Origin of the sequence: Aliarcobacter sp. (assembly GCF_041672065.1) — a bacterium.
GTDB classification, from domain to species: Bacteria; Campylobacterota; Campylobacteria; order Campylobacterales; family Arcobacteraceae; genus Aliarcobacter; species Aliarcobacter skirrowii.
In genome coordinates, this window is record NZ_JBAZAH010000053.1 from 1 (window position 1) to 11,438 (window position 11,438).

The following is an 11,438-nucleotide window of genomic DNA, read 5'->3' on the forward strand; positions in this document are numbered from 1 at the left end:
AGTTGGTGATTTGGTAAATATCTCTCAAAAAGATAATAAATTAATAATAGAACCAGCAAAAAAAGAGAAAAAATATAGTATAGATGAGCTTGTGAATAATCTACCAAAAGGTTACAAAGCTAGTGAAGAGTTTAGCTCTAAGAGTGGTTCTGAAATATGGTAAATTATATTCCAAGCAAAGGTGATATTGTAACATTAGATTTTGATCCACAAAAGGGACACGAGCAAAAAGGAAGAAGACCAGCTTTGATTTTAAGTAATAAAACTTTTAATAAAGCTTTAGGTTTAGCATTTGCTTGTCCAATTACAAGTACAAAAAGGGATTTCCCTTTTCATGTAAAAATCCAAAGCCAAAAAATTTCTGGTTTTATTATGGCTGAACAGTTAAAATCTATTGATTATGACTCAAGAAATATAAAATTTGTTGAAAAAGTAGATAAGCAGATACTAGAAGAGATTGAAGCTATAGTAGATGCAATTATAAAGTAGTTTTTAAACTATTTTTAATCTCATCAACCAAAGCTTTGATTTCATCTTTTGTTTGAATATAGTGAACTCCCACTCTAAGCCAACCTGGTCGATTTTTCATAGATACTTTTTTAAGACCCAGTAAATCATGCCCATAAGGTCCAGCACATGAACAACCAGCTCTAGTTTGAAAACCACTATTTGAAAGTTTTTCACACAATGTGTAAGGATTAAAATCTTTTATATTAAAAGATACAATACCAATATTATGGCTCTTTTTATTTCCATAAATAAGTAAGTTTTGGATACTCTTTAGCTCTTCTAATAGATATAAATATAACTCTTTCTTTCTACTTTCTATAAATTCAAAGCCTATTTCATTTCTTAACTTATATGCCAAAGCAGCTCTTATAAATTGTGTAATTGCTGGAGTTCCAGCATCTTCTCTTACTTCTATTTGTTCTTCATATATTTGATAACTTTTATTTACATATTTTACCGTTCCACCACCTGCAAAGCTTGGTGGTAAAGATGTATCTACTAAATATTTTTTAACTACCAAAATTCCACAAGATCCAACACCTCCTAAAAGTTTATGAGGAGATAAAAATAGTGCATCATAATATGATGATGAAATATTCATGTACGAACTACTTGCAGCTGCATCAAAACATACAGTTGCCTTATATTTTCTTAAAAGATTTGATATTTTTTTGTAGCAAGTTATTATTCCACTTACATTTGAAGCTATTGTAAAAGAGCCTATAATTTCACGATTTTTGTTTTTTTCTAATATATTTTCTAAGTGTTCAAGGTCTATTAGACCATCTTTTCTAAGTTTCACTCTTTTAACTTGTGCCAAACTCTCTCTAAAACTAACCTCATTTGAGTGATGTTCATAGGGTCCAACAATTACCAAAGGCATAGACTTTTTATCTATTTTTAGACCTTTTTCTTTTAGCCTCTCTTTTGTTTTTGGTGGAATATAAACTCCTAAAATCTCTTGTAGTTTTTTTATAGCACCAGTTGCTCCAGAACCACAAGGTAAAATAGTAAAACTATCATCAATTTCTAAACTTTTTTGTAAAGTTTGTCTAGCATCCTCATAATATTTAGTAGTAATTTTTGCATTACTACTCTCTTTTGAGTGAGTGTTTGCATAAGTTTCTAAAACTTCGTGGATTCTATTTTCAATTTGTCTAAAAGCAAGACCTGAGGCTGTGAAATCAAAATATTTATCTTTGTTTTTACCTATTGTGTTATATCTAAGAAAATTCAGTTTATCACTATTCTCATTTAAAAATGGTCTAAAAATATCTTTTTGCATAAAACTCTTCTTTTAAAATTATTTATAATATTTATATAAACCATAATTTTATCTTATTTATATTTTAGAACTATTTAATTTGGTTTATTAGATTTATTTTATAGTTTCCTAGCTCTCTTTTTATAATATCATTTATAGTGTGTTCAAAAAGTTCTGGAAGATTTTCACTTAAAATTACTCCGCTTAACCTTTTTTTATTTAATAATGAGTAGTAAATTAAAATTCCAGCTGCAACTCCTGTTGGATAAGATACATAAGTTGAACCTGAGTAAGGTGTTTTTAAAAGTTCTCTATACTTGTTAAAAGATAGACCAACTGATTCTATAGTTCTTATTTTTTCATCATTTTGAGGATATAAAATTTCTAAATATATATCAGCAACTGCTGAAAATTCAGCATATTTAATTGTTTTTTTCTTTATATAATCTTCAACAATTTCAGGAGTTTTCATTTTTGGGACTATATTTTTTATAATTGTATTAATCGATATTTTTGAATCACTGTTTTCATAGCAATATTTATTTGAAAATAAATTTAGCTGGTATAAATTTTTCATTAGTTCAATTTCACTTCCGCCAACAAAGAGTTTTAAATTTTCAATTTGAGGAAAACTTTGTTTTAGTGATATTAACTCTTCTTGAAAAACTGGGTAAATATCGACAATGTTTCTAAAATATGGGAATTTATATACTTTTGATTTTGAAAATGGTTCAATAGTTTTTGGTCTATTCTTTTTATAAAAAACAGGAGGAAATGCAAGCTCATCAATAGCTACTTTTGGTGACCATGAAAAGATTAATTTTTTTGATTGAATCTCTTCTAAAAGGTTAATCTCTAATTTTTTAATCTTAACTTCATAAGGAAGATTTTTTAAAGAGTGTATTTTTTCACCAATTAAAAAGTTTGTAATTCCAGGAGAAATCCCAAGATTTATTAAAGCAAATAAATTTTGGTATTTAAACTCATTTTCTAAAATTTGTTGATCAAATTTAAGTGTCGAGATTATCTCATCTTTATAAATATCACTTGCCAAATCAGCATAATTTGTATTGTATTTCAAAGCTAAATTCATAATAGGTAGATTAAAAGATGGAGTAGAACTATTTATAAAAATATCACTATTTTGTAGATATTTTTGATATTTTTTACTATCTTCAAAAATTTCTTCAAAATGCTTTATTTCTAAAAAATCTGATTTATTCAAAATATTACTATTTTTAAAAAAATGACCTTGAGCTTTTTTTATATTTCTTACCACAAATATAAAATTTATATCTTTTTGTTTACTTTTATTAGAAAGTTCATCTAACAAAGTTGCCATAACACTACAAACAGCACCAACCCCAAAAAAAACTATCTTCATATGTACCCCTAAAATTATTTAAAATATGATAATATTTTTGTATTTTATTTTAAAGGTACTTAAATGCAGAAACAAAAGCCATATTTGCAAAGTTTTCCAGATGAAAATGGATATTTTGGTAAATTTGGAGGATCTTTTATTCCACCACAACTTGAACTTCCATTTAATGAGATAAATGAAGCTTATAATAAATTATCAAATGATTTTCAATTTATAGATGAGCTAAAAAAAATTAGAAAATATTACCAAGGAAGACCAACTCCAATTACGTATTGTAATAATTTATCAAATTTAGTAGGGGGTGCAAGAATCTATCTAAAAAGAGAGGATTTGAATCATACAGGAGCTCATAAATTAAATCACTGTATGGCAGAGGTTTTACTTGCAAAATATTTGGGTAAAAAAAGAGTTATAGCTGAAACAGGAGCAGGGCAACATGGTGTTGCTTTAGCAACTGCGGCTGCTTATTTTGGATTAGAGTGCGAAATACATATGGGTGAAGTTGATATTAAAAAAGAGCATCCAAATGTTGTAAAAATGAAAATTTTAGGTGCTAAAATAATACCTGTTACAAAAGGTTTAAAAACTTTAAAAGAGGCAGTTGATAGTGCTTTTGAGAGTTATTTAAAAGATACAAAAACTCAAATGTTTGCAATAGGAAGTGTTGTGGGTCCTCATCCATTTCCAAAAATGGTTAGAGATTTTCAAAGTATTATTGGGATTGAATCAAAAGAGCAATTTTTTGAGATGACTGGAAAACTTCCTGATGCAATAGCTGCTTGCGTTGGTGGTGGAAGTAATGCTATGGGAATATTTAGTGCTTTTATTGAAGATAGTGTAGATTTATATGCAATAGAACCAGCTGGAAAAGGCTCAAATATAGGTGAACATAGTGCAAGTATTACTTATGGAAAAGAGGGAGTTATGCATGGATTTAATTCTATTATGTTAATTGATGAAAATGGAGAACCTGCCCCTGTTCACTCAATAGCAAGTGGGATAGATTATCCATCTGTTGGTCCTGAACATGCGTATTTAAATAGTATTGGAAGAACTAAAGTGGGACTTTGTAGTGATGAAGAGGCTGTTGAAGCATTTTATACACTTTCAAGATGCGAAGGAATTATTCCAGCACTTGAATCTTCTCATGCTGTTTCTTTTGCTATGAAATGGGCAAAAGATAATAGTGGAAAATCAATTTTGGTAAATCTTAGTGGAAGAGGGGATAAGGATATAGATTTTATAATCGATAACTATCCAAGAGATTAAATTACAAAGTAGGGTTAATCCTACTTTGTACCTAACTTATTGTTTTTTAGCTTCAATATCAACTTTTATTTTTACTTCATCTGAAACTGCTACACCACCTAGTTCTATAGCTTTGTTCCATTTTAGATCGAAATCTTGACGATTAATTTTCCCTTCAATAGAGAAACCAACTTTATCTCCCAAAATAGCTATATCTTCAACTTCTAAAACTACTGGTTTTGTAATTCCTCTAATAGTTAAATTTCCTGTCATTTTTCCATCATCTCCATCTGCTTTATAAGATGTCATCTCAAATGTCATTTTAGGAAACTTTTCAACAGCAAAAAAATCATCACTTCTTAAGTGATTATCTCTTTTTTCAATTCCTGTATCAATTGATTTTGTATCAATATTTGCAACTAATTTTTTAAATGTTTTAGTAGCATCATCAAATTCAACTTTTGCATCATAAGATGTAAATTTACCATGAACATTTGTAACCATCATATGTTTTACTGTAAATCCTACATTTGAGTGAGCATTATCTACACTATATGAAGAAGCCATTAGTAAACCTGTTGATAAAATCATAGCACTCGCAACTTTTGATAATATTTTCATTCTATCTCCTTTATTTTTTATTAACAGGTTAATTCTATATTTCTATAATTAATCAATTATTAATCAATTATTTTATCTTTTTTTAATATTACTAAATAAAAAATAGCAGGAATTATAATTAAAGTTAATATAGTTGAACTTAACATTCCACCAATCATAGGAGCAGCAACTCTTTGCATAACTTCACTTCCCACTGAATCAATATACATAATAGGTATAAGTCCTCCAAGTATTGCAAAAAGTGTCATCAGCTTTGGTCGAAGTCTTAAAACAGCTCCATGATATATCGCCTCTTTTAGTGCATAATCTCTTTTTTCTTTAATATTTTTATATGCTTCATCCAAATATAACATCATAACTATAGAAGTTTCAGCAGCAACTCCTAAAAGTGCCATAAATCCAACAATAACAGCAATAGAGATATTAAATCCTAAATATTCTATATAAAATACTCCGCCACTTAAAGCAAAAGGTAGTGTACAAAATATTATCAATGTATATTTTAAATTTTTTAGTGCCATATAAATTAAAATGAATATAAACATTAAAACTATTGGAATAATAAAACTTAATTTTGACATTGCTTGTTGTAAAAACTCACTTTGTCCTGACCACTCAAAATAGTAACCATCTGGAAGTTTTAAATCTTTTAAAAGTTTATTTGCATCATCTTTATATTGTTGTATAGAAAAATCACTTTTTGGGCTAATATAAACATAAGCAACTTTAAGTGCTTTTTCCGATTGTATTATTGATGGACTCTCTTCATACGATAAAGAGGCAAATGTTTTAAGTGGTTTAAATCCTAAATTAGTTTTTATTTGAAGATTTTCTAATGCTTTTATATCTTCTCTATATTGTGATTCATATCTTAAGCTTATTGGATATCTCTCTAAATTATCTAAAAATAGAGTTAATTGAACAGCACCAACTCCAATGCTTAAAGTTTCTAAAATAGTGTTTTTATTTATGTTGTATCTACTTATTTCTTCATCATCTATTTTTATATTTAAATAATATCCTTGATTTATTTTATCTGCACTAACACTCATAGAGCCTTCATATTTTTTCAAAATATTCTCTATTTTTGAGCTCTCTTCTTGTAAAACTTCTAAATCTTTACCATAAAGCTTTATTCCCAAAGGTGTTCTAATTCCTGTAAGTAACATATCAATTCTACCTTTAATTGGATATGTCCATGTATTTATAAGACCTGGAATTTGAAGTTTTTTATCCATCTCATCAATTAATTTTTTATAAGTCATCCCTTCTCTCCACTGTGATTGTGGTTTAAAAGTAATAATTGTTTCAATCATAGCAAGTGGTGCTGGATCAGTTGCAGTTGCTGCTCGTCCAGCTTTTGCAAAAGCATTTTGTACTTCTGGAAAAGATTTTATAACCATATTGGTTTTTTGTGCCAACTCTTTTGCCAAATCAGCTCCAATTCCATAAGGAGTTACAGGCATATACATAAATGTTGCCTCATTTAGTGTGGGCATAAACTCCCATTTTTGTTTTGAATATGTATATAATGCAAAAATTATAATTATAAAAAATATAGTAACCACCAAGTATTTTAATTTTAAACTCAATCTTAATATTGGTGAATAAATTTTTATAAAAAAACTATTTAAGATATTTTTATCTTCCTTGATAATTTTACCTTTTATAAAATATATCATCAAAATTGGAACTAGGGTAATTGAAAGTATTGCACCACTTAACATGGCAAATGTTTTTGTAAAAGCAAGTGGTGAAAATAGTTTTCCTTCTTGACCACTAAGTGCAAAAATTGGTAAAAAAGAGACAACAACTAAAAGTAGGGCGAAGAAAATAGGTCGTCCAACTTGTTTTGCGGAAGATAATATTATCTCTATTCTCTCATCTTTTGTTATATTTTCTTTTCCTTGAAGATGTTTATGAGCGTTTTCAACCATTACTATTGTTGCATCAACCATTGCTCCAATTGCAATTGCAATTCCACCTAAACTCATAATATTTGAGCCAATATTAAATAACTTCATAAGCAAAAAACTAATCATTACAGTTAAAGGAAGTGTAATGATTATAATTAAAGCACTTCTAAAATGGAATAAAAATATTGCAACTATTAACATAACAATAATAGACTCTTCAATCAAAGTTCTTTTTAAAGTGTCAATTGCAGCATCAATCAAAGAGGTTCTATCATAAACCTCAACTATTTCTACATCATCAATATTTAAAGAATGTAATTTCGCTTTTACATTTTTAATTACACTATGAACATCAACACCATATCTAGTTACTACAATTCCTCCAACAACCTCACCTTCACCATTTAGTTCAGCAACTCCTCTTCTATCATTTGAAGTAAGATTAACCTCTGCTATATCTTTTATTTTTAAAGGGATATTATTTTGAGTCTTTATAGTTGTATTTTCAATATCTTTTTTTGATTTTAAATATGCTCTTGCACTAATAATTTGTTCATAACCATTTTCAAGTATTACTCTTGCTCCACTATCATTATTATTTTTAGTAATTGCATCTTTAATCTCTTCTATGTCTAAATCATATTGAATTAATCTATCTTGATTTAGAGTAATTTCATAGTTTCGAACATATCCTCCAACTGATGCTACCTCACTAACTCCATCAACTCCTAAAAGTGCAAATTTATAAAAATAGTCTTGCAAAGTTCTAAGCTCATCAAGACTTCTATTTTTTGATTTTAATGCATATTCATAAGCCCAACCAACACCTGAAGCATCAGGACCTAATTTTACTTTTGCAAGAGAGGGAAATGTTCCTTGTAAAGTTGATAGTTGTTCTAAAATTCTACTTCGTGCATCATATAAATCAACTCCATCTTTAAAAATTACATATATCATAGAAGTTGAAAAACTGCTCATAGCTCTTATTGTTTCAATTTTTGGAAGACTCATAAGATTTGAAATTAGTGGATAAGAGATTTGCTCCTCTATTGTCTTTGCACTTTGATTACTCCATTCAACTTCAATGATTACTTGATTTGCAGATAAATCAGGAATAGCATCTAAACTTGTATTTTTTATAGCATAGATTGAGCCAAAAGCTAATAGTAGAGTAATAAAAATTACAATAAAACGGTTTTTTACACTTAGGTCTATTATTTTTTCAACCATTTTTACCACTCCTCATCAGAGGCTTCATCATAAAGTCTATTTGTCATAGCATCTGCATCATATAAGAATAAAGAGTTGTTTATAACCTCATCATCAAGAGTTAAACCACTTAAAATTTCATATTTATCACCACTTACTCTTTTTGCCTCTATTTTTTTAGGTGTAAACTCTCCATTTTCTTTTGGAATAAATACATAATAATTTTCTGATTTTTTTATAACTGCACTTTTTGGTAAAACTAAAATCTCTTTACTCTCTTTTTCTATTTTTGCTTTCCCAAACATTGAAGGCAAAATCTTATTTTCTGAATTTTCTATAATAAATCTTATATCAACTGTTTTTTTCTCTTCATTAAAAACTGGATATATAAAATCAACTTTTGCTAAAATTGGATTTTCTACTCCATCAAGTTTAATTACAGAATTCATATTTGCTTTTATAAAACTCAAATCTTCTTGATATATAGAAGCTACAAACCAAATATCTTCAAGTGATGAAATTTGAAAAAGAGTTTTTCCTTTTTCTACATAAGATTTATTATTTACATTTTTTTGTGTGATTATCCCTGAAATAGGTGAACTTACAACTACTTCATTATTTAAAAACTTAGCATTTTTTATATCAAAATTTTCTAATTTACTATTTGCTTTATCATATAAATTTTTATTTAAATCTTTTGCTATTTCAATTTCAGCTTTTATTGATGCAATATCACTTGAGTAAATAGTATATAAACTTTCACCTTTTTTAATATTCATATAATTTTTATTTGCATTTAAATGTGTAATATATCCATCAAATCTACTTACAATATCTATTGTTTTACTCTCATTTAGTTTTGTAATTCCATAAAACTCTTTTGATTCTTTAAAACTCTCTTTTTTTACTTTTACTTTTTCAATATTAAAGAGTTGTTTAGCATCTATTGGATTGGAATTTAGAGTTATAGCTATAAGTATTAGCGATAAGAATATTTTTTTCATTTTACACCTTTATTTGAGTAATATATAAGTTCACTGTAGTTCTCGAAATATTTTTCAAGTTGTTCACTTGCTTTCATCTCATAATCAATCAATTCATTTAAACTATTTAGATTCTCTTTTAAACTCTCTTTATCAAAGCCTACAAACTCTTCTAAAACTTTTTGTATTTTTTGTTTTATAGGTACAATTTTTTCTTGAAGGATTTTATAATTTGTTTTATATTGCTCTAAATTATTTAAATATATTTTTGTTTGTAATCTTAGATTATGAATTTGACTATCTAGTTTATTATTAGTTTCATTTGTATTTAAATTTGCTTTTAATTTATTAATATTTTCTGTATTATAAATTGGTAGAGGCATAGACATTGTAATATTTGCATAATCTTGCTCTTTATTTTGCATATATTCTAAAGCTAAAGTTATACTTGAAAACTTCTTTGCATCTTCAAGTTGTGCAGTATCTTTATACTTTTGGCTTGTTGTTTGAAGTGTTTGTATTTTTGGATGAAATATTAATAGTTCTTCAATTTGTTGTCTGTTTATATCTTTTAATACTAAGCTATCATCAATTTTATCAATCTTCTCATAACTTATTTGCTCTAAACTTAGATATAAATTATCTTTTGTTGTTTGAAGTTCATTTATTTTCATTTGTAAATCATATTTTGAGATTTGTGTATTTAATATCTCATTTAAAGATACTTTATCATATGAATATAGTTTTGTATAAAGCTCTTCTAGGCGATTTAAATTCTTTTGATATTCATTTAGTAGTTTTAATCTATTTTCTAAAATTAAAATAGTGTATGAATATAGATAAATTTTTGATTCAAATTCTAGCTTTATATCCTGTAAAGTTTGTTCTTGCAATAATTTATCTTTTTTTGCAATACTCTCTTCAAGTTCAAGTTTTTTACCAATAGGTATGGCTTGAGATAACTCAATTCCATACTCTTTTTGCTTATTTAAATAGTTTTTATTCAGCATAATATCATTTGCTTTAAAGCTTATCATTGGATTTTCCCAATTTTTAGCCTGTTTTATTTGGAAATTAGCAATTTCAATAGAGTTTTCAAGGCTTTTAATATCAAAATTATTTTGTAAACTCTTTTGTACTATATCTTCAATAGAAGTTCCAAATAAATAACTAGCAAAAATTAGTGAAGTAAAAACTACTTTTTTCATTTTAGAAGCTCACGCTACTTTTTACAGAGTGAACTTTATCATCAGCTGTTTTAAATCTGATATTATATTGCCAAGTTCCATCCATACAGAAATTAATTACAAAACTATAAATGCCATTTTCAAATTTTCCTTCACCTTCATGCTCCATATATGGCATTCCTGGCATCTCTGGCATAAAAAACTTAGCTTTTATTTTTGCATCATTTACTTCTTTTCCATCTTTTGTGATTTTCACAAAAAACTCATTACTTCCTGCACTTAAATCTCTTTTGCTTGTAAGCTCAAGATTGTAACCATCAACATTTAAACTCTCTTTTAATGAGCTTGCATTTAAAATAGTAGCCATTAGAAGCATAACTACAAAAGCTTTTAATACTTTTTTCATTTTCATTAATCCTTTATTTTGATTTATGAAAATTTACCAAAAGCTTTGTGTAGTTTGTGTGTAGATTTATATTTTTAGAGTTTTAAAGTAAAAGTTGAGCCTATATTTTCAGAAGATTGAACATCTATTTTGATATTGTAAGTTTTGCAAATCATATTTACAATATTAAGTCCTAAACCAAAGCCTCCACTTTGATTTGTTGCTCTATAATATCTGTTGAAAATATCTTTTATTTTATCTTTTGATATTCCAATACCACTATCTTTTATTATTAACTCGCTATTTTGCAGGATAATATCTATATTTCCATCAGTTTTATTATATTTTATAGCATTTGAGAATAGATTATTAAAAAGTCTTATAAAATCATCTTTATTTATCTCATAAAAGAACTCTTCTATATTAAGGTTGATTTTTAATCTTTTTCTAGCAATCATTGGCTCAAAATTTATAATCTCTTCTTTAATAACTTTTGATAAATCTATTTTATCTAAACTTTTTTTTTCAATATTTCCTAAAAATATATACGTCAAATCTTTATAAATCTCACTAACTCTTTTTGCACTAAATTTTATTCTATCTAGTTGTTTTTTAGTTAAATTATCATCTTCACAAGACATAATTATTGCACTTATTGGAGTATTTAACTCATGAGTAGTATCTTTTATAAAGTTATTTAATCTTTCTCTCTCATTTTTTATTGGTTTTAA

General features: G+C 26.9%; 10 protein-coding genes. 2 read left to right on the forward strand and 8 right to left on the reverse strand.

Features of this window, described 5'->3' with window-relative positions:
• The first annotated feature begins 156 nt into the window (after window positions 1-156).
• A complete protein-coding gene (locus tag WC168_RS07790) occupies window positions 157-489 on the forward strand; it encodes a type II toxin-antitoxin system PemK/MazF family toxin (protein WP_105924761.1) in 333 nt (110 codons plus the stop codon).
• Here the strand turns inward: WC168_RS07790 and WC168_RS07795 are convergent.
• Window positions 479-1,795: an aminotransferase class V-fold PLP-dependent enzyme gene (locus WC168_RS07795; protein WP_372618533.1), complete on the reverse strand. Its 1,317-nt coding sequence runs from the start codon at window positions 1,793-1,795 to the stop codon at window positions 479-481. The two genes, WC168_RS07790 and WC168_RS07795, sit on opposite strands and share 11 nt — an antisense overlap.
• 70 nt (window positions 1,796-1,865) lie before the next feature.
• Entirely contained in the window at window positions 1,866-3,158 is a 1,293-nt protein-coding gene (locus WC168_RS07800; RefSeq protein WP_372618535.1) for a saccharopine dehydrogenase C-terminal domain-containing protein, read from the reverse strand.
• 63 nt (window positions 3,159-3,221) lie between these two features.
• Here WC168_RS07800 and trpB point away from each other — a divergent pair, with 63 nt between their 5' ends.
• Window positions 3,222-4,427 (forward strand): tryptophan synthase subunit beta, encoded by a 1,206-nt coding sequence (gene trpB, locus WC168_RS07805; RefSeq protein ID WP_372618537.1) that lies wholly within the window; start codon window positions 3,222-3,224, stop codon window positions 4,425-4,427.
• Between the two features lie 36 nt (window positions 4,428-4,463).
• On the opposite strand, the gene WC168_RS07810 is transcribed toward trpB, so the two are convergent.
• The 6 genes from WC168_RS07810 to WC168_RS07835 form a co-directional block, all read right to left on the reverse strand.
• Window positions 4,464-5,027 carry a YceI family protein gene (locus WC168_RS07810; protein ID WP_372618539.1) on the reverse strand — a complete coding sequence of 188 codons (564 nt, stop codon included), beginning with the start codon at window positions 5,025-5,027 and terminating at the stop codon, window positions 4,464-4,466.
• Window positions 5,028-5,086: 59 nt separating this feature from the next.
• Window positions 5,087-8,173: an efflux RND transporter permease subunit gene (locus WC168_RS07815; RefSeq protein WP_372618541.1), complete on the reverse strand. Its 3,087-nt coding sequence runs from the start codon at window positions 8,171-8,173 to the stop codon at window positions 5,087-5,089.
• 2 nt (window positions 8,174-8,175) lie between these two features.
• On the reverse strand, window positions 8,176-9,156 hold the full coding sequence (locus tag WC168_RS07820) for an efflux RND transporter periplasmic adaptor subunit (RefSeq protein ID WP_372618543.1): 981 nt from the start codon (window positions 9,154-9,156) through the stop codon (window positions 8,176-8,178).
• Window positions 9,153-10,343, reverse strand: a complete 1,191-nt coding sequence (locus WC168_RS07825; RefSeq protein WP_372618545.1) for a TolC family protein — start codon at window positions 10,341-10,343, stop codon at window positions 9,153-9,155. The genes WC168_RS07820 and WC168_RS07825 overlap by 4 nt, the downstream gene beginning before the upstream one ends.
• Before the next feature lies 1 nt (window position 10,344).
• Complete coding sequence (locus WC168_RS07830; RefSeq protein WP_141047957.1) at window positions 10,345-10,728, reverse strand: FixH family protein; 384 nt, start codon at window positions 10,726-10,728, stop codon at window positions 10,345-10,347.
• A gap of 74 nt (window positions 10,729-10,802) precedes the next feature.
• On the reverse strand, window positions 10,803-11,438 hold a 636-nt coding region (locus tag WC168_RS07835), incomplete at its 5' end, for a sensor histidine kinase (protein ID WP_372618547.1).